At 74.6% G+C, this 19,514-nt stretch carries 13 protein-coding genes and 1 tRNA gene; 8 read left to right on the top strand and 6 right to left on the bottom strand.

The genetic code is table 11. The features are described 5' to 3' along the window. Positions 1-50 precede the first annotated feature (50 nt). Complete coding sequence (locus tag H508_RS0106265) at positions 51-1,604, bottom strand: DEAD/DEAH box helicase (RefSeq protein ID WP_051222868.1); 1,554 nt, start codon at positions 1,602-1,604, stop codon at positions 51-53. A 39-nt stretch (positions 1,605-1,643) separates the two neighbouring features. Between H508_RS0106265 and H508_RS16675 the strand changes: the two genes are divergently transcribed. Continuing rightward, a complete protein-coding gene (locus H508_RS16675) occupies positions 1,644-2,369 on the top strand; it encodes a ferritin-like fold-containing protein (protein ID WP_051222865.1) in 726 nt (241 codons plus the stop codon). Positions 2,370-2,445: 76 nt separating this feature from the next. Here H508_RS16675 and H508_RS14910 read toward each other — a convergent pair whose 3' ends face one another. Next, on the bottom strand, positions 2,446-2,748 hold the full coding sequence (locus H508_RS14910; protein WP_051222864.1) for a hypothetical protein: 303 nt from the start codon (positions 2,746-2,748) through the stop codon (positions 2,446-2,448). After that, positions 2,748-2,966 (bottom strand): DUF3107 domain-containing protein, encoded by a 219-nt coding sequence (locus H508_RS0106250; RefSeq protein ID WP_026373433.1) that lies wholly within the window; start codon positions 2,964-2,966, stop codon positions 2,748-2,750. The genes H508_RS14910 and H508_RS0106250 overlap by 1 nt, the downstream gene beginning before the upstream one ends. 101 nt (positions 2,967-3,067) lie before the next feature. On the opposite strand from H508_RS0106250, the gene H508_RS0106245 reads away from it, so the two are divergent. Together H508_RS0106245 and H508_RS14905 are read left to right on the top strand one after the other, a co-directional pair. Further along, positions 3,068-6,160: a UrvD/REP family ATP-dependent DNA helicase gene (locus H508_RS0106245; protein WP_051222861.1), complete on the top strand. Its 3,093-nt coding sequence runs from the start codon at positions 3,068-3,070 to the stop codon at positions 6,158-6,160. After that, positions 6,157-9,318, top strand: coding sequence for an ATP-dependent helicase (locus H508_RS14905; RefSeq protein WP_084155162.1), 3,162 nt, complete (start codon positions 6,157-6,159; stop codon positions 9,316-9,318). Before H508_RS0106245 ends, H508_RS14905 begins: the two co-directional genes overlap by 4 nt. Here the strand turns inward: H508_RS14905 and H508_RS14900 are convergent. Then, positions 9,304-10,329 carry a phosphotransferase gene (locus H508_RS14900; protein ID WP_051222859.1) on the bottom strand — a complete coding sequence of 342 codons (1,026 nt, stop codon included), beginning with the start codon at positions 10,327-10,329 and terminating at the stop codon, positions 9,304-9,306. The genes H508_RS14905 and H508_RS14900 overlap by 15 nt on opposite strands. Positions 10,330-10,387: 58 nt before the next feature. Between H508_RS14900 and nudC the strand changes: the two genes are divergently transcribed. Then, positions 10,388-11,281 (top strand): NAD(+) diphosphatase, encoded by an 894-nt coding sequence (nudC, locus tag H508_RS0106230; RefSeq protein ID WP_026373431.1) that lies wholly within the window; start codon positions 10,388-10,390, stop codon positions 11,279-11,281. Next, complete coding sequence (locus H508_RS0106225; RefSeq protein ID WP_051222857.1) at positions 11,266-12,984, top strand: ATP-dependent helicase; 1,719 nt, start codon at positions 11,266-11,268, stop codon at positions 12,982-12,984. Before nudC ends, H508_RS0106225 begins: the two co-directional genes overlap by 16 nt. Here the strand turns inward: H508_RS0106225 and H508_RS14895 are convergent. Next, complete coding sequence (locus H508_RS14895; protein WP_035254185.1) at positions 12,914-13,630, bottom strand: hypothetical protein; 717 nt, start codon at positions 13,628-13,630, stop codon at positions 12,914-12,916. The two genes, H508_RS0106225 and H508_RS14895, sit on opposite strands and share 71 nt — an antisense overlap. A 98-nt stretch (positions 13,631-13,728) precedes the next feature. Then, positions 13,729-15,084: a zinc-dependent metalloprotease gene (locus H508_RS0106210; RefSeq protein ID WP_026373429.1), complete on the bottom strand. Its 1,356-nt coding sequence runs from the start codon at positions 15,082-15,084 to the stop codon at positions 13,729-13,731. A gap of 98 nt (positions 15,085-15,182) precedes the next feature. Here H508_RS0106210 and H508_RS0106205 point away from each other — a divergent pair, with 98 nt between their 5' ends. From H508_RS0106205 to H508_RS0106195, 3 genes are all read left to right on the top strand, one after another. After that, entirely contained in the window at positions 15,183-16,241 is a 1,059-nt protein-coding gene (locus H508_RS0106205) for a YlbL family protein (RefSeq protein WP_026373428.1), read from the top strand. Positions 16,242-16,369: 128 nt separating this feature from the next. Continuing rightward, positions 16,370-19,348, top strand: coding sequence for a UPF0182 family membrane protein (locus tag H508_RS14890; protein WP_211220850.1), 2,979 nt, complete (start codon positions 16,370-16,372; stop codon positions 19,346-19,348). Between the two features lie 46 nt (positions 19,349-19,394). Further along, positions 19,395-19,468 (top strand) — tRNA-Met (locus H508_RS0106195). The last annotated feature ends 46 nt before the right edge of the window (positions 19,469-19,514 follow it).

Below are 19,514 nucleotides of genomic sequence, written 5' to 3'. Positions count from 1 at the left end.
GCGAACGGCCGCCCCGCGAGCGCGGGACGGCCGATGCGATGAGGAGCTGGCTAGGCCTGCGGCGCCTGCGGCGCGTTCCCGCCGCCGCCCGTGCGGCGGCGACGGCGCCGGCGCTGCGTCGGCGCGGCGTTGCCGTCGCGGTGCCCGGCGCCCCCGCCGTCGTGCGTGCCGCGGCCCTCGGTCGCGGTCGACGCATCCGCCTGCCGTCCCTCGCCGCTCGAGCGGCCGCCGCTGCGGCGACGACGCTGCCCGCCGCCGTCGCGGTCGCCGCCGCGCCCGCGCTCGCCGCCGCGACCGCGGCCGCCCGCGGCCGAGCCGTCGCCCGCCGCGTACTCGGCGATGTGCTCGCGCTTCGCGTCCTTGTTGGGCGGCGTCGTCGTCAGGCGTCCCTTCGAGCCGACCGGGATGTTGAGGTCGCTGTAGAGGTGCGGGCTCGACGAGTAGGTCTCGAGCGGCTCGGGGCGGCCGAACTCGAGCGCGCGGTCGATGAGCGACCACTTGTGCAGGTCCTCCCAGTCGACGAACGTGACCGCGATGCCCGTGCGGCCGGCGCGGCCCGTGCGGCCCACGCGGTGCAGGTAGGCCTTCTCGTCCTCGGGGATCGTGTGGTTGATGACGTGGGTGACGTCGTCGACGTCGATGCCGCGCGCGGCGACGTCGGTCGCGATGAGCACGTCCTTCTTGCCGGCCTTGAACTGCGCCATCGCGCGCTCGCGCGCCTCCTGGCTCATGTCGCCGTGCACGGCGGCGGCCGCGAAGCCGCGGTCGATGAGCTCCTCGGTGAGGCGCGAGGCGGCGCGCTTCGTGCGCGTGAAGATGACGGTCTTGCCGCGGCCCTCGGCCTGCAGGATGCGCGAGACGACCTCGTCCTTGTCGAGCGCGTGCGCGCGGTAGACGACGTGCTCGATGTTGGCCTGCGCGATCGTCTCGTCGACGCCCGCGGCGCGGATGTGCAGCGGGCGCGACATGAAGCGGCGTGCCAGGGCGACGACCGCGCCCGGCATCGTCGCCGAGAAGAGCATCGTGTGCCGCACGGCGGGCACCTTCGAGAAGATCTTCTCGACGTCGGGGAGGAAGCCGAGGTCGAGCATCTTGTCGGCCTCGTCGAGCACGATCTCGCGCACGTTCGAGAGGTCGAGGATGCGCTGCTGGGCGAGGTCGAGGAGGCGTCCGGGGGTGCCGACCACGATCTGCGCGCCGGCCTTGAGCTGCTCGACCTGGCCCTCGTAGGCCTTGCCGCCGTAGATGGAGACGATCGTCGTCGGCCGGTTGGAGGTGATGAGCTCCATGTCCTCGGTCACCTGCACGGCGAGCTCGCGCGTGGGCACGACGATGAGCGCCTGCACGCCGCTCTCGGGCTCTGGGCCGAGGCGCTGCGCGAGCGGCAGGCCGAACGCGAAGGTCTTGCCGGTGCCGGTCTTCGCCTGGCCGATGATGTCCTGTCCGGAGAGCGCGAGCGGGATCGTCTGCGCCTGGATGGGGAAGGGCTCGAGGATGCCGCGGTCGGCGAGCGCCTGGACCATGTCGGCATCGATGTTGAGGTCTTGGAAGGTCAAGAGGGGGTTCCGCCTGTTCGTTATCTGCCTCCAGCGTACAAGGGGCATGCGAGGCAGGCTCCCTGCACGCCCATAGACTGCACGACTGTGGTGAAGTGGTTCGACCGGACGCCGCGCGACGTCACGCGCCAGCTCCTCAGGCACCATCGGGTGCCGGTCGTCGGCGACCGCGTGCTGCTTCAGGATGTGCGGCCCGCGCTCGTGCCCTTCGTCGGCCAGGCGCTCGGCCTCGAGCTCGACCTCGTCGCGAAGGCCGGCCGCGTGCTGCAGGCGGCGCCCTCGGCCGAGGCGCAGGTCGCGCTCTCCGAGGTCGTCCGGATCCTCGCCACGCGCGCGACCGCGTTCGCGCGGATCCTCGAGGGGGAGGGCGTCGAGGCGCAGGACGCGATGCGCCCGTTCGCCGACTCGACGCGCGAGTTCTCGAGGCTCATCGCCGGCGCCGACTGGTACGAGGAGCTGCTCGCCGTGCACGTCGTGAGCGGGCTGCTCGAGGACTTCTTCGTCGCCGTCGTGCCGGGCCTGCCCGAGGACGACCAGGACGCGATGCTGCGCGCGCTGCGCGGCGAGAGCGCGCACCCGCAGCTCGTGAAGCTGCTGCAGGCCGCGATCGAGCAGACGCCGCGGCTCTCCGACCGGCTCGCGGTGTGGGGCCGGCGGCTCGTCGGCGACGCGCTGCTGCAGATGTACCTCGCGGTCAACGGCCCCGACGACGCGGGCCGCGCGGTGCCGAGCCAGCAGCGGCTCGAGCCGGCGTTCAACGACATCGTCGCCTCGCACACGCGCCGCATGGACGAGCTCGGCCTCACGGCCTGAGCGCCCGCCCCGCGAGCGATCCCGTTGGTCGAGTAGCCGGCGCAGCCGGCGGAGCCGGCGTATCGAGACCCGAGTCCTACGCCTTCTTGGCAGTGAGCTCCGCGAGGTACTCCCGGTCAGCCCGCTCGCGCCGCTTCGGCAGCAGCCGCGGCAGCACGAGGGCGACCACGGTCGCGGCCGCGAGGCACGCGAGCCACAGCCACAGGGCATCCGCCCCGACGCCCGCGAGCATGCCGATCGTCCAGACGATGCCCGCCGCCGCGGCGGACGCGCACGGGTTCAGGAAGAGCCCGACCCACTCGCGCCCCGGGAGCGCGTAGCGCGCGAAGAGGCCGATCGCCGCGCCGAGCACCATCGGCACGAGGACGAGGATGGGCATCAGGCCACGAAGCCGATCTTGCGGGCCGTCTCGCTGCCGATCTCGACGTAGGCGATGTTGGCGCTCGGCACGATGTAGCGGTGGCCCTTCGCGTCGTCGATCGCCAGGTGGCCCGCGTCGAGCGCGCTCAGCACGAGCGACTGCACCTCCTCGGCCGTCTGCGACGAGTCGAACGAGATCTCGCGGGGCGAGTCCTTGATGCCGATGCGGATGTCCATGCCTTGAGGATAGGCGATGGGATGCGGGCGCCCGCGCCGTTCCGCCCTGGGCGATCAGCGCGGCGACGGGCTCTGTCGGTGGCCGTCGATACCGTGGGCGCGTGCCAGAGCGAAGCCTCACTCTCGACGCCCCCGAGCGGGCGCGTGCCGTCGACCTCGACGCGTCGCAGCGCGCCGTGCTCGAGCGGCCCGACGACGCGTGCGCGATCGTGCTCGGCGTCGCGGGCTCCGGCAAGACCACGACGCTCGTCGAGCTCGCCGCCGACCGCCTCGCGCGCGGCCTCGACCCCGCGCGGCTGCTCGTCGTCGCGGGCTCGCGGCAGGCCGCGACGGCGCTCCGCGACCGGCTCGCGCACCGCACCGCGATCGTCACGCCCGGCCCGCTCGCGCGCTCGATGCCGTCGTTCGCGCACGCGCTCCTCACGGCCGCGGCGCTCGCCGACGAGCGGCCCGTGCCGCAGCTGCTCTCGGGCGCCGAGCAGGACCGCATCATCGCCGCGATGCTCGCCGGCCACGTCGACGACGAGGCGGCGGGCGCGCCGAGCGGCCCGGCGTGGCCCGAGCACCTGCACGCCGAGGTGCGCGAGCAGGCGGGGTTCCGCGCCGAGCTGCGCGAGCTGCTCGCCGCGGTGCAGGAGCGGGGGTGGGATGCGTCGACGCTCTCCGCGCTCGCGGTCGAGCGAGGGGTCCCCGAGTGGGCGGCCGCGGCGCAGTTCCTCGACGAGTTCGAGCGCCTCCAGCGCCTCGAGCGGCGCGGCGCCGAGGCGATGACCGCCGCGTCGCTCCTGCGACGCGCGGCGAGCGCGATCGCCGAGACCGACGTGCCGCTGCCGAGCCTCGTGCTCGTCGACGACGCGCAGGAGCTCACCGAGGGCGCCGTCGTCGTGCTCGAGGCGCTCCGCGCGCGCGGCGCGACCGTCGTCGCGTTCGGCGACCCCGACACGACGACGGGCGGCTTCCGCGGCGCCGACCCGACCCTGCTCGCGGCGCTGCCGGGGCGGCTCGGCTTCGCGGGCGAGCCCGGCCACCGGCTCGAGCTCGAGGTCGACCACCGGCACGGCGAGCGCGTGCGCGCCTTCCTCGCGAAGGCGGCCGAGGGCATCGGCACCGCGGGCGCCGGCACGCACCGGCGCGCGGCGGCGGGCGGCTCGGCAGCGGAGGACGTGCTCGAGCTGCACCTCGCGCAGTCGCTCGACGAGCAGGCCAGGCGCATCGCGCGGCTCATCCACGAGCGCCGCGCCCGCGGCGTCGCGTTCGACGAGATCGCGATCATCGCCCGCACCGGGCGCTCGGCCGCCGAGCTCGGCTCGCTGCTCTCGGCGCTCGAGGTGCCGGTCGCGTCCGGCGGCCCCACGCGGCTGCGCGAGACCGAGGTCGTCGCCGCGCTCGTGCGCGTGCTCGCGGTCGCGACCGGCCGCCGCGAGCTCGACGCCCAGCTCGTCGAGGAGCTGCTGCGCAGCGACCTGCTCGGCCTCGACGCGCTCGCGGTGCGACGGCTCAAGCGCGCGCTCCGGCACCGCATCGTCGCGGCGGGCGGCGCCGTGCACGTCGCGGGCGCCGAGCTCGTGCGGGCCGCGATCGCCGATCCGGAGCAGCTCGAGGGCCTCACCGGCGCGCGGCAGGGCACCGCCGCCGCGCGCCGCCTCGTGCGCATGCTCGCCGACGCGCGCGCCCTCCTGACCGCCGACGACCCGGCCGGCGCCGATCGCGTGCTGTGGGCCGTGTGGAGCGCCGCGGGCGTCGCGGAGAGCTGGCGCCGCGCCGCGCTCGGCGGCGCGGGCGTCGAGCGCGCGCTCGCCAACCGGCGGCTCGACGCCGTCGTCGCGCTCTTCGACCAGGTCGCCCGGCTCATCGAGCGCCGCCCGGACGCCGACACCGGCGCGTTCGTCGACGCGTGGCTCGCCTCGAGCGTCGACGACGACTCGCTCGCCGCGCGCGCCGAGGGCTCTCGCGTCGCGATCGGCACGCCGGGCCAGTTCGTGGGCCGCGAGCTCGACACCGTCATCGTCGCGGGCCTGCAGGACGGCGTGTGGCCCAACCTGCGGCCGCGCGGCTCGCTGCTCGGCGCGAACCGCCTCGACGGCGAGCCGACCGAGGACGCGCGCGCCGGCGTGCTGCACGACGAGCTGCGCACCTTCGTCAAGACCGTCGCGACCGCGCGCTCGGCGGTGCTCCTCACGGCCGTCGCGAGCGACGACGAGCAGCCCTCGCCGTTCGTGCTCGCGGTCGACCCGGAGCCGACGCCCGGCGCCGACGACAGCTGGCACTCGCTGCGCTCGCTCGTCGCGAGCCTCCGCCGCCGGGTCGTCGACGAGCGGCACGACGCCCACGCGGCCGCCTCCGCGCTGCGCCGCCTCGCCGATGCGGGTGTGCCGGGCGCCGACCCGCGCGAGTGGGCGGGCCTCGCGCCCATCACCACGACCGAGCGGCTCGACACGGGCGAGCAGGTGCGCGTGAGCCCCTCCGCGCTCCAGGGGCTCGTCGAGTGCGAGCTCTCGTGGGTCATCGGCCGGCTCGCGGGTGGCACCTCCAATCGCGCCGCGGCGCTCGGCACGATCGTGCACGACGCGGTCGAGCACGTCGACGCGACCGACGCGGCCGCGATCGAGGCGGCCGTCGACGCGCGCTTCGCCGAGCTCGACCACCCCTCGACGTGGGAGGCGGCGCAGCAGCGCGATGAGGTCCGGCCCATGGCCGTAGCCCTCGCGGGCTACTTCCAGGTGCTGCGCGGCGCGGGCTGGACGATCGAGCGCGACGAGCGCGAGGCGCGCTTCGAGGTCGAGGTCGACGGCGCCGTGCTCTCGGGCGCGATCGACTGGCTCGAGCACGGACCGAACGGCGAGGTGCGCATCGTCGACCTCAAGACCGGCAAGCGCGTGCCGAAGGCCGTCGAGGGCCTCGGCAACCTGCAGCTGCGCGCATACCAGCTCGCGGTCGCGCTCGGCGGCGTCGAGGGCATCGAGGCCGGGGCCCAGACCTCCGCGAGGCTCGTCATGCCGAAGCTCGCCCGCAAGGAGAAGACGGTCGACTCCGAGCCCTTCGACGAGGTGGCGGATGCGTTCCACGAGCACTTGCGGACGGCGATCGAGACCATGGGCGGCGCGGTCTTCACCGCGCGCCCCGAGCTGCACTGCAACGACGACTTCAGCTTCGGCCAGTGCGCCATCCACGTCATCCCGGAGGTGACCGAGTGACCGGCGACCGCATGATCACCGCGATCGAGATCACCGAGGCGATCGCAGCCGTGCGAGGCAAGGCCCCGCAGCGGCCGACCGACGAGCAGATCGCGGTCATCCAGGCACCCGAGGAGCCCACGCTCGTCGTCGCCGGCGCCGGCAGCGGCAAGACGCACACGATGGCGCAGCGCGTGCTGTGGCTCGTCGCGAACGGCCGGGTCGCACCCGACGAGGTGCTCGGCCTCACCTTCACGCGCAAGGCGGCGCGCGAGCTCGCCGACCGCCTCGCCGCCGAGCTGCGCGCGCTCGCCGAGGCAGGCCTCGTCGACCCGGAGGTCGCCGCGACCCGCCGCCCCGTCGTGCAGACCTACAACTCGTTCGCGAGCTCGCTCTTCCGCGAGTGGGCGCTGCTCATCGGCCGTGACCCCGAGTCGGAGGTGCTCACCGACCCCGCCGCGTTCCTGCTCGCGCTCCGCGTCGCGCGCGCTTCCGACGACCTGCGGCTCGCCTCGCTCGGCCGCGCCGAGACGGTCGCCGACCGGGTCGTGCAGCTCGCGGGCACGCTCGGCGACCACCGCGTCTCGACCGAGCGGCTGCGGCGAGGCCGCTTCCCGGAGCGGTTCCGCGCGCTGCAGGCGCTCCCGACCGCCGACGAGCCCAAGCTGTTCAAGGCGGCGCACGCGAAGGCGATCGCGCAGGACGTCGAGCGGGTCGGGAGCCTTGACCCGCTCGCCGACCTCGTCGACGCGTTCGACGAGGCGAAGCGCCGGCGCAGCGCCGTGCAGTTCAGCGACCAGGTGCGGCTCGCGCTCGACGCGATCGACGCGCACGAGGGCGCCGTCACCGAGCTGCGCGCCCGGCACCGCGCGGTGCTGCTCGACGAGTTCCAGGACACCTCCGTGCTGCAGCTGCAGCTCATCCACGCGCTCTTCGACGGCTCGCCCGTCATGGCCGTCGGCGACCCGAACCAGGCGATCTACGGCTTCCGCGGCGCGAGCGCCGGCACGCTCGCGCTCTTCGCGCAGCGCTTCCGCGTCGAGCGCACGCTCACCCTCTCGACGAGCTGGCGCAACGACGCGGAGGTGCTCACGCTCGCGCACGCCGTCGCGAGCCGGCTGCCCGAGCAGCCCGGCGTGCCGGTCAAGCGGCTCGAGCCGCGGAAGGGCGCGGGCCCGGGCGACGTCGCCGTGCGGCACCTCCCGACGATCGAGGACGAGTCGCGCGAGCTCGCCGCATGGCTGCGCTCGCACCGCGCGGGCGTCGCGGGCTCCGAGACGACCGCGGCCGTGCTCGTGCGCTCCCACTCGCAGAGCGTCGAGCTCACCCGGGCGCTCCGCGCCGAGGGCATCCGCGTGTTCCGCTCGGGCGGCGGCGGCCTGCTCGACGAGCCAGAGGTCGTCGACCTCGTCGCGGCGCTGCGCGTGCTCGGTCGGCCCGAGGAGGGCTCGAGCCTCGTACGGCTGCTCGCCGGCAGCCGTTGGCGGATCGGCGTCGCCGACCTCGCCGCGCTCCAGCGGCACGCGTCGATGCTCGCGAAGGCGGGGCTGAGCCCCGAGCAGCGCAGCGCCGACCGGGGTGCGATCGCGGTCGAGGCGAGCGTCTCGATCGTCGACGCGCTCGACGCGCTCGTCGACGCGCCGCGGCTCGAGGGCGCGACGGCGGAGGGGCTCGCGCGCATGCGCGACGCGGGTGCGCTGCTGCGCGAGCTGCGCCGCCGCGCCGGCATGCCGCTGCCCGAGCTCGTGCGCAGCGTCGAGCACGCCCTCCGGCTCGACATCGAGGTCGCCGCGAAGCGCCACCACGCGCACGGCGCGCTCGACGCCTTCGCGCGCGAGGTGCAAGCCTTCGCCGCGGCGGACGAGCGCGGCTCGCTCGAGGCCTTCCTCGCCTACCTCGACGTGCTCGAGGCGGGCCGCGGCCCCGACGTGCCCGAGCCCGAGCCGGAGCCGGGCTGGGTGCAGGTGCTCACGATGCACGCGTCGAAGGGCCTCGAGTGGGACGTCGTCGCGCTCCCGCGGCTCGCGGCCGCGAAGGGCGACGACCGGCCGCTCGGCTGGCTCACCCACGCGACGCTGCCGTACCCGCTGCGCGGCGACGCGTCGCTGCTGCCCCGGCTCGAGTGGGAGGGCCACGCGACGCAGCACGAGTACGCGCTCGCGCGCGAGCGCTTCCTCGAGGAGCTGTGGGACCACTACCAGTCGGAGGAGGACCGCCTCGCCTACGTCGGCGTCACGCGCGCGCGGCGCGCGCTGTGGCTCTCGGGCGCGCAGTGGTACGGCATGGCGAAGACGCCCGCGAGCCCCAAGCGGCTGCTCGAGATCGCGGCGGGCGCGATGGGCGCCGAGCTGCTCGAGGCGCCCGAGCGGGGCGCCGAGAACCCGCTCGGCGACCGCAGCCCCTCGCTCGCGTGGCCCGTCGACCCGCTCGGGAGGCGTCGCGAGGCGGTCGAGGCGGCCGCCGCGCGCGTCGAGGCGGCGGATGCGTCGGCCGAGACGCCCTGGGACGACGCGATCGAGCTCCTGCTCGCCGACCGCGGCCAAGCCGGACTCTCGCTCCCGAGCCGCATCGCCGCATCCGGCTTCAAGGACTGGGCGGCCGACCCGGTCGCCGTCGCGCGGGAGATCGCGCGGCCCATGCCGCAGGAGCCGTTCGCCGCGACGAGGCTCGGCACGCTGTTCCACGGCTGGGTCGAGCGCCGCGGCAGCGCCGTGAGCCTCGGCGACGCGGTCGACGACGCGCCGCTCGACGACGAGCTCGTCGGCATCGACGCCGAGCGGCTCGAGCGGCTCAAGCAGACGTTCCTCCGCTCGCCCTACGGCGACCGCCGGCCGGCCGAGACCGAGCTCGAGATCCACCTGCCGCTCGCGGGCACGACCGTCGTCTGCAAGATCGACGCCGTCTACCGCGACGGCGACCGCGCGACGGTCGTCGACTGGAAGACCGGCCGGCTGCCGTCGGGTGATGCCGACCTCGAGGCGCGGCAGCTGCAGCTCGCGCTCTACCGCGCCGCGTACGCGGCCCACGCGGGGCTCGACCCCGACCTCGTCGATGCGGAGCTCTACTTCGTCGAGCACGACCGGATCGTGCGCCCCGAGCGGATCGAGTCGCTCGCCGAGCTCGAGGCGCGCTGGCTGCGGGCGCAGCAGGCGGTCGCGGAGGCGTCAGCGCTCGGGTGAGCCCCCGGGCTCGCTGGCCTCGGGCGCGGCCGGCTCGCCGAGGTACTCCTGCACGCCCGTGAGGTCCATCGTCTCGAGCCGCTCGGGCGCGATCGCCGCGGTCGGGTCGCGGTCGACGCGGGCGAGGAGGGCCGCGAGCATGCCCTTCGCGTCGTCGACGATCGCGGCGTCGCTCCGCTCGACGCCGTGCAGCAGCCAGCGGGCGATGTCGAGCTCGGCGTGCAGCATCGCGCGCTGCCGCACGTGCCGGTCGCCGACCCCGCGTGCGGCGGCATGCGCCTCGAACGCGTCGTCGACGGAGCCGAACTCGCTCGAGCCGAGCAGGAAGGCGAGGTCGCGCGCCGGGTCGCCGACCGAGAGCGCGTGCCAGCCGTCGATGCCGACGACCCGCGCTCCCTCGATGCGGAAGGCGGGCGCCTGCAGGTCGCCGTGCACGAGGGTCGGCTTGAACTGCCACAGCCGGTCGTCGCCGAGCGCGGACTCCCAGCGCTCGAGCAGCGGCGCGGGCACCGATCCCGTCGCGGCCGCGCGGTCGAAGGTCGCGAGCAGGTGCTGCCGGAGCGTCATCGCGCTCTCGTGCGGCAGGCCGGCGTCGGCGGCGACCGACGTCGGCAGCTCGTGGATCGCGGCGATCGCCTGGCCGACGCTCGTCGAGAGCCCCGGGCGCGCGAGGGAGACGTCGGCGAGCCGCATGGGCTCCCCGCCGAGCCGGGAGAGCACGAAGAGGGTCGACCTGCCGGCCGGCGTCGAGCCGAGCACCGTCGGCACCTCGAACGGCAGCCGCGAGCGGGTCGCGAGCGTGAGCGCGGCGAGCCCGGCGGCGTGCGCCTTCGCCGTCGTGAGGGCCGCGACCGATCGGGGCAGCACGACCTGCACGGTCTCGCCGTCGGCGAGCCGCGCGGCGACGACCGAGCGGTGCTCGTCGGAGCCGTCCTCCGTCGCCCCCACGACGTCGAGCCCCGGCACGGCGGTCGTGGCGAGCGCGGATAGGGTGAAGGGGTTCGTGCTCATGGATGCCAGGCTAGGCCGACCTCGACCGGGGGAGACCGCGCCACGCGACGGAGGTGACGTGCAGGTTCCCCCGCTCGCCCGATCGGCCCTCGACCGAGACCACGCCGGGCGCATCGCCGCCGATGCCGTCGCGCGCGCGCTCGAGCAGCCCTCGACGCGCGTGATCGCGGTCGCGGGCGACCGCGCTCCCGTGCGCGACGGCGCGCTCGTGCGACTGCGCCCCGACGAGCTGCCGGCCTCCGCGCGGCACGTCGAGCCCCGCGTGCCGCTCAGCTGGCTCGGCCGCGCGCCCGCCGCCGACGGCGGTGCGGGCGGCGTCGTGCTGAGCCTGCTCGTGGCGGAGCCGTTCGAGGTCGAGGGGGCGCAGTGGCGATCGCTCCGGGAGGTCGGCGCCGAGCTCGACGACGCCGACGCCGGAGCGTTCGTGCAGGCCGTGGCGCTCGGCGTCTGGCAGCGCGAGAGCCACCACAGCCCCGTCGACGGCTCCGCGGCGGGATTCGAGGAGTCGGGCTGGGTGCGGCGCGACGCGAGCGGCGGCGCCCACTTCCCCCGCACCGACCCGGCCGTCATCGTCGCCATCCACGACGCATCCGACGAGCGCATCCTGCTCGGCCACAACGCGGCGTGGCCCGAGGGCCGCTACTCGCTCATCGCCGGCTTCGTCGACCCGGGGGAGTCCCTCGAGGCGGCGGTCGTGCGCGAGGTGCACGAGGAGACGGGCCTCGCGGTCGCCGACGTGCGCTACCTCGGCTCGCAGCCGTGGCCGTTCCCGCGGAGCCTCATGATCGGCTTCGAGTGCGTCGCGGCCGACCCCGACGCGATCGTGCCCGACGGGGTCGAGATCCTCGACGTGCGCTGGTTCACGCGCGAGGAGCTGCGCTCGGGCGCCGTGCAGCTGCCCGGGCCGACCTCGATCGCCGCCTGGATCATCGACGCGTGGCTCGAGCGGTGAGCGGCCGGCTGGAACCCGACGCCGAGCGCATCCTCGCCGGGCTCGACGAGCAGCAGCGGCTCGCGGCGACGACGCTCGGCGGCCCGGTGGCGATCCTCGCGGGCGCCGGCACGGGCAAGACGCGCGCGATCACCCACCGCATCGCCTACGGCGTCGCGACCGGCGCGCAGGCCGAGCACGCGTCGCTCGCGCTCACGTTCACGAGCCGGGCGGCCGGGGAGATGCGCACGCGGCTCGCGCGGCTCGGGGCGGGCGGCGTGCAGGCGCGCACCTTCCATGCCGCGGCGCTCGCGCAGCTGTCGCACTTCTGGCCGCGCGTGACGGGCTCGCGCATGCCGCAGCTGCTGCCGCAGAAGGCGTCGACGCTCGCCGACGCCGCGGCGCAGCTGCGGCTGCGGCTGCCGACCGCGCAGCTGCGCGATGCGGCTGGCGAGATCGAGTGGCGGAAGTCGCAAGCGATGACGATGGAGGACTACGGCGTGCAGGCGCGCGTGCGCCCGCTGCCGACGGGTCTCACCCCCGAGGCCATGATCGACCTCCACATGGCGTACGAGCGGGTGAAGGACGAGCGGCGCCAGATCGACTTCGAGGACGTGCTGCTCGCCACGACCGGCATGCTCGAGCGGGAGAGCGTCGTCGCCGACGAGGTGCGCTCCCGCTACCGCCACTTCACGGTCGACGAGTACCAGGACGTCTCGCCCATGCAGCAGCAGCTGCTCGCCGCCTGGCTCGGCGACCGCCGCGACGTGTGCGTCGTGGGCGACCCGAGCCAGACGATCTACTCGTTCGCCGGCGCCGATCCCGCGGGGCTGCAGCGCTTCCTGCACGAGCACCCCGACGCGGAGCTCGTGCGGCTCGAGCGCTCCTACCGCTCGACGGGCGCGATCGTCGGCCTCGCGAACCGGCTCATGCGCGGACGCGATGCGCTCACGCTCGAGGCCGCCTCGGGCGAGCACGGGGTCGAGCCGCGCGTCACGGAGCACGCGAGCGACTCCGCGGAGGCCGCCGCGATCGCCGCGGCGGTGCGCGCGCAGGTCGCCGAGGGCGCCGATCCGGGCCAGATCGCGGTGCTCACGCGCTTCCACGCGCAATCGGGGCTCATCGAGCAAGCGCTCGCCGCGGCGGGCATCTCGTCGACCGTGCGGGGCTCCGTGCGCTTCTTCGAGCTGCCGGTCGTCAAGCGGGCGCTGCTCATGCTGCGCAGCGCCCCCGCCGACGGGCGGCCGCTCTTCCAGGCCGTCACCGACATCGTCATGGGGCTCGGCTACCGCGCCGAGCCGCCGTCGAGCCACGGCGAGGAGCGCGCGCAGTGGGATGCGCTGCACGCGCTCGTCACGCTCGCCGAGGAGACGGGCGGCACCGACCTGCCCGGCTTCGCGCTCGAGCTCCAGCGGCGGGCGGCGACCGAGCACGAGCCCACCGTCGCTGCCGTCACGATCGCGACGATCCACGCGGCGAAGGGGCTCGAGTGGCAGCACGTGCACGTGTGCGGGCTCGCCGAGGGGCTGCTGCCCATCTCGCACGCGACCTCGCTCGCCGAGATCGACGAGGAGCGGCGGCTGCTCTACGTCGCCATCACGCGCGCGCAGCGCTCGCTCTCGCTCACGTGGGCGCGCAGCTCGGGTCACGCGGTCAGGCAGCCGTCGCGATTCCTCGCGGAGATCGGTGCCGGCAGGCCCGCCGCGCGCGCCGGAGCGCGCTGACCGCGCCGTCGCGCTGGCGCACCCGCGCGCCCCAGCCCGCGGGGAGCTCGTCGTCACCGAGGCGGCGGAGCGCCCCGAGCACCGTCGCGACCGCTTGCGCCGCGGCGATCGCGCTCGGCACCGGCGCGAGGTGCGCCGGCACGAGCGACTCGTCGTCGACCGCGCACTCGACGCAGCCCGCGCCCGCGGGCACGAACGGGCCGATCTGCACCCACGCGTCGCCGACGGTGACCGGCAGGTGCGCGGTGCCCGACTCCACGAGCCGGTCGCGCTCGCGGTGGGGCAGCCGCCACGGCGAGACCGGCAGCACGAGCGGGTCGTCGCCGGCCGAGGGCCCGGCGCGGTGCCCCGCGCGATCGAGCGCGCGATGCAGCTCGAGGGCGAAGGGGATGCGTCCGCGCACGAGCGTCGGGACGGCGGGCGGCAGCGGGTCGAGCGCGGGTGCGAGCGCCTCGAGCAGCGCCGCGGCCGGCTCGTCGCCGAGCACGTGCTCGAGCTCGCGGCGCACGACCCCGCGCGTGAGGAGCGCGAGGCCGCGGAGCGTCGCGTCGTCGGCCGGCAGCTCGGCGACGGGCTGCTGCCCGCCGACCGTCACGCGGTCGGGGGCGCTGCGGAAGACGGCGAGGTGCGGGTCGAGGCGGAGCATGGCGGCATGGTGCGCCAGCGCGGCACTCGGCGTCGCTCAGTCTCCACAAGGCTGTGGAGGCGGCTTCGACACGCTCAGCGCCTGCGGCGCGAAGCGGCTCAGCCGGCGGCGGGGGCTGGCCCCTCGTCCGCCTCGCCGTCGCCCCGCTCGGCGTCGTCGAGCAGCTCCTGCAGGGCGAGGTCCATCTCGTCGAGCTCCCCGACGCCGCGGAGCCGCGCGATGACGCGCGAGGGGTCGTCGATGTCGGCCGAGCCCGGCATGAGGTCGGCCTGGTCCCACAGGGAGTCGCGCACCTCCGGGCCCACCGCATCCGTCACCGCGTGCCAGAACGCCGCCGCCTCGCGGAGGCGCCGGGGGCGGATCTCGAGGCCCACGAGGGTGCCGAAGGCCTTCTCGGCCGGTCCGCCCGTCGCGCGCCGCCGGCGCACCGTCTCGGCGATCGCGTCGCGCTTGGGCAGCCTCGCGGTCGCGGACTCGGTCACGGCGTCGACCCAGCCGTCGATGAGGGCGATCGTCGTCTCGAGGCGCGCGAGCGCCTCGACCTGCTCCGGTGTCTTCGGCGGGATGAGCGCGCCGCTGCCGAGCGCCTCGCGGAGCTCCTCGGGGTTGGTGGGGTCGAACGACTCCGCGAGCTCCTCGAGCCGGTCGACGTCGATGCGGATGCCCTCGGCGTACTCCCGCACGGAGGAGAGCACGTGCAGCCGCAGCCAGCGCGCGTGGTGGAACAGGCGGGCATGGGCGAGCTCGCGCGCCGCCATCCAGATGCGCACCTGGTCCTCGGGGATCTCGAGCCCCTCGGCGGCGGCGCGCAGGTTGACGGGCAGCAGCGCCGCGGTGTCCTCGAGCAGCGGGAAGCCGAAGTCGCCGCCCGCGATCGTCTCGCTCGCGAGCTGCCCGACGACGTTGCCGAGCTGCATCGCGAACATCGTGCCGCCGACGTTGCGGAGGATGCGCTCGGCACCCGCGAGCAGCTCCTGCGCCTCCTCGGGCGCGTGCTCCTGCATCGCGCTCGTGAGCGCGTTCGCGATGCTGTTCGCGACCGGCTCGCTCATCTCCTGCCACACGGGGATCGTCGCGTCGACCCACTGCTGGCGCGAGAGGAGCGTGAGCGAGCTCGCGGCGGCGCCGATCTCGGTCGTCTCGCTCAGCCAGAGCGCCGCGAGGTCGGCGGCCTGCCGCACCGCGTCGCGCTCGGCGGTCGTCACCGAGCCGGGGTCGCGCTGCACGACCGCGGCCGCCTGCCGCTGCGCGGCCGACCAGTCGATGCCGTCGTCGGTGCGGGCGAGCGCCGCCTGCAGCTGCGCCATGAGGGCTTGCAGCTGGGCCGGGTCGCTCGGCATGCCGGCGGCGCCGGCGAGGCGCGACGGATCGATGGGCCCCTGGCCGGAGAGGAACTGCTGGAGCATCTCCCGCAGCTCGTCCTCGGGGCGGCGGTCCTCGGGCTCCTCAGGCATGCGACTACGCTAGCCCCAGCATGTCCGAGCCCGCCGGGTATCCGCCCAACCAGCCATCCGCCGTCCGCGAACACCGGGCTCAGCCCCGCTTCCCGGACGTGCGCCCGCGCCGCGTGCGCCGCGCCGGCTGGGTCGCGCTCGGCGTGACGGGCGTCGCGTCGCTCTCGCTCGCCTTCGTGCCATCGCCCTACATCGTCGAGGTGCCCGGCCCGACGTTCGACACGCTCGGCGCGACCGACGCGGGCGAGCTCATCGAGATCGAGGGCGCCGAGACCTTCCCGACCGAGGGCGAGCTGCGGCTGCTCACGGTCTCGCTGCTCGGGAACCCCGAGCGCCCGCTCACGTGGGTCGACGTCGCGAAGGCGTACGTCGACCCGTCTCGCGCCATCATCCCGATGGAGGTCGCGTACCCGCCATCGGTCTCGGTCGAGGACGCGAACGAGGCCGGCCGGATCGAGATGCGCAACTCGCAGTCGGCCGCGGTCGCCGCCGCGCTCCTGCACCTCGGCGAGCCCGTCGAGAGCGACGTGCGCGTCGCGGGGGTCATCGAGGGCTCGCCCGCCGAGGGCCTCCTCGAGGAGGACGACCGGATCCTGCGGGTCAACGGCGACACCGCCTACGACGTCTACTCCATCCGCGCATCCATCGCCGCCGATGAGGGCGCGTCGACGTTCGAGATCGAGCGCGACGGCGCGCCGCTCACGGTCGAGGTGACGCCCGCGACGGAGGGAGAGCAGCGCATCGTCGGCATCTACCCCGCGCACGAGTTCGCGTTCCCCTTCGAGGTCGACATCCAGCTGCCGAACGTCGGGGGCCCGAGCGCGGGCATGATGTTCGCCCTCGGGATCATCGACGAGCTCACCCCGGGCGCGATGACCGCCGGCACCCGCTGGGCCGGCACGGGCACGATCGCCGCGCTCGGCGACGTGGGCGCGATCGGCGGCATCGTGCAGAAGATGCACGGCGCGGTCGACGCGGGCGCGACGCACTTCCTCGCGCCCGCCGCGAACTGCGCGGAGGTCGTCGGCCACGTGCCGGAGGGGCTCACGGTCTTCGCCGTCTCGACCCTCGACGAGGCGGTCACCGCGATCGAGACGGTCGCCGAGCAGGGCGACGCGGGCGCGCTCCCCACGTGCGAGGCGCCCGCCGGCTCCTGACGGCGAGCGGGGCGCGGAGCGCCGCCCCGACCGTGCCTGGCTCATAGGAGCGGCCGATAGCATGGCGGCACCGCCCGCCGAGCCCTTCCTTGGAGCATCCCGACGTGTCTGTCAACGCCGAACGACCCATGCCGCCGACCGCGCCGAGCGGACCGACGGGCAGGAGGCCATCGCCGCTCCTGATCACCGTGATCGTGGTCGCCGCGATCCTCGGCGCCTTCGTGCTCTTCTCCGGCTTCTACGCCGACATCCTCTGGTTCGACCAGCTCGGCTTCCTGCAGGTGCTGCAGACGCGCTGGCTCTCGATGCTCGTGATGTTCCTCATCGGGTTCCTCGGCATGGCGGTGCCCCTCGCGCTCAGCGTGCAGATCGCCTTCCGCTCGCGGCCCGTCTACGCGCAGCTGAGCTCGCAGCTCGACCGCTACCAGGAGCTCGTCGAGCCGCTCCGCCGCGTGGGCATGTGGGCCGCCCCCGCCGTGCTCGGCCTCTTCGCCGGCATCGCCTCCGCGTCGCAGTGGGAGACGGCGCAGCTGTGGCTGCACCGCAAGCCCTTCGGCGAGGCCGACCCGCAGTTCGGCTTCGACATCGGCTTCTACGTCTTCGAGCTGCCCTTCTACCAGTCGATCGTCGGCTTCGCGCTCGCGGTGCTGTTCATCTGCCTCGTCGCGGCGCTCGCGACCTCCTACCTCTACGGCGCGATCCGCGTCACCGGCCGCGAGTTCCGCATCTCGCGCTCCGCGCGCATCCAGCTCGCCGTCACGGGCGCGCTCTACATGCTCGCGCTCGGCGTCTCGATCTGGCTCGGCCAGTACGCCGCGCTCTCGATGCCCGCGCAGGGCTTCCTCGAGACGGGTGCCGGCTACACCGAGGTCAACGCGTCGATCCCCGGCGCCCAGATCATGGCGGGCATCGCCGCGCTCGTCGCCGTCTTCTTCATCGTCACCGCGGTCATCGGCCGCTGGCGCATCGCGATCGTCGGCACGGCGCTGCTCATCGCGTCGTCGCTCGTCGTCGGGGTCGCCTACCCCGCGATCGTGCAGCGCTTCCAGGTCGACCCGAGCGCGCGGACGCTCGAGGCCGAGTACATCCAGCGCAACATCGACGCGACGCGCGCCGCGTGGGGCGTCGACGAGATGGTCGAGACGCCGTCCGACGCGCGCACGGACGCCGAGCCCGGCGCGCTCCGCGAGGACGCCGAGACGACCGCGAACATCCGCATCATCGACCCCGCGCTCGTCACCGACGCGTTCGCGAACCTGCAGGAGTACCGCCAGTACTACGGCTTCCCCGAGCAGCTCGACGTCGACCGCTACGAGATCGACGGGCAGACGACCGACACGGTCATCGCGGTGCGCGAGCTCGACCTCACCGGGCTCGACGAGGACAGCTGGTACAACCGCCACATCGTCTACACGCACGGCTACGGCGTCGTCGCGGCGTACGGCAACCAGCGCGGCCCCGAGGGCCAGCCGGTGTTCCTGCAGGCGGGCATCCCGACCGACGGCGCGCTCGGCGAGTACGAGCCGCGCGTCTACTTCGGCGAGTCGACGCCCGACTACTCGATCGTCGGCGGCCCCGAGGGCTCGCCGAACCTCGAGCTCGACTACCCGCGCTCGACCGAGGAGGGCAGCGGCAACGCGAACACGACGTTCGCGGGCGACGGCGGCCCGAAGCTCGACAGCTTCCTCAACCGGCTCGTCTACGCGCTCAAGTTCCAGTCGGAGCAGATCATCCTCTCCGACGCGGTCAACGAGGAGTCGCAGATCCTCTACGACCGCGACCCGCGCCAGCGGGTCGGGGAGGTCGCGCCCTACCTGACGCTCGACACCGACAGCTACCCGGCGGTCGTCGACGAGCGGCTCGTGTGGATCGTGGACGGCATGACGACGTCGTCGTCGTTCCCCTACGCATCCCACCGCTCGGTCGCGCAGACGATCGCCGACACCACGAACCCGAACCCCGGGTTCACGCCGGGCGACGTCATCAACTACATGCGCAACTCGGTCAAGGCCGTGGTGGATGCGTACGACGGCTCGGTCACGCTGTACGCGTGGGACACGGAGGACCCGATCCTGCAGGCCTGGCAGGAGATCTACCCGGGCACCATCCGCCCGATGAGCGAGATGTCGGGTGAGCTCATGAGCCACGTGCGCTACCCGGCCGACCTGTTCAAGCTGCAGCGCAACATCCTCGGCGACTACCACGTCACCGACCCGGCGACGTTCTTCTCGGGCGACGACCAGTGGGCGACGCCCGCCGACCCGACGTGGTCGAGCGCGCAGACGCAGGCGCCGCCCCAGCCGCCGTACTACCTGACGATGTCGGTCGACGGGCAGGACCCCGCGTTCACGCTCTACTCGACGTTCATCCCGCGCGACGGCCGCGAGGTGCTCTACGGCTACCTGTCGGTCAACGCCGACGCGGGAGGCACCGCGGGGGAGCGGCTCGAAACCTACGGCCAGCTGACGCTGCAGATGCTGCCGAAGGACCGCTCGATCCCGGGCCCCGGCCAGGTGCAGAACACCTTCGACACCGACGACCAGGTCTCGCGAGAGCTCAACCTGCTGCGCCAGGGCGCGTCCGACGTGATCAACGGCAACCTGCTGACCCTCCCGGTCGGCGGCGGCCTGCTCTACGTGCAGCCGGTCTACCTGCGCTCGACGGGCGCGACGTCGTTCCCGGTGCTGCGGAAGATCCTCGTCGCGTTCGGCGACGACATCGCCTTCGAGGACACGCTCGACGAGGCGCTCGACGCGCTCTTCGGCGGCGACTCGGGTGCCGACGCGGGCGACTCGGACGTCGAGCCCGGCACGGAGGAGCCGGCGGAGCCGGGCGCCGAGGCGCCCGACGCCGACCTGCAGGCGCAGCTCGACACGGCGCTGCAGGAGGCCGTCGCGGCGATCCAGGCGCGCCAGGCCGCCTACGCGGAGGGCGACGTCGTCGCCGCCGCCGAGGCGGAGGTGCGGCTCAACGAGGCGGTGCAGCGCGCGGTCGACCTCTCGGCGCAGATCGAGGGCACCGAGGCGCCCGAGATCGCCCCGGAGGACGCCCCCGAGCAGTCGGCGCCCGCCGAGGAGCCGGCGACGAGCGAGACCGTCGCGCCCTAGCCGGTTTGCCCTTCCGCCCCGCGGCTGATAGAGTCTCTTCTTGTGCCGCGGGGTGGAGCAGCTCGGTAGCTCGCCGGGCTCATAACCCGGAGGTCGCAGGTTCAAATCCTGTCCCCGCAACGAAGTCCGCGAACTGCGGCACGAGAAGAGGCGCCCGAGAGGGCGC

The sequence above is a fragment of the Agrococcus lahaulensis DSM 17612 genome, assembly GCF_000425105.1.
GTDB lineage: Bacteria > Actinomycetota > Actinomycetes > Actinomycetales > Microbacteriaceae > Agrococcus > Agrococcus lahaulensis.
This window is presented reverse-complemented; position numbering and strand designations above follow the sequence as displayed.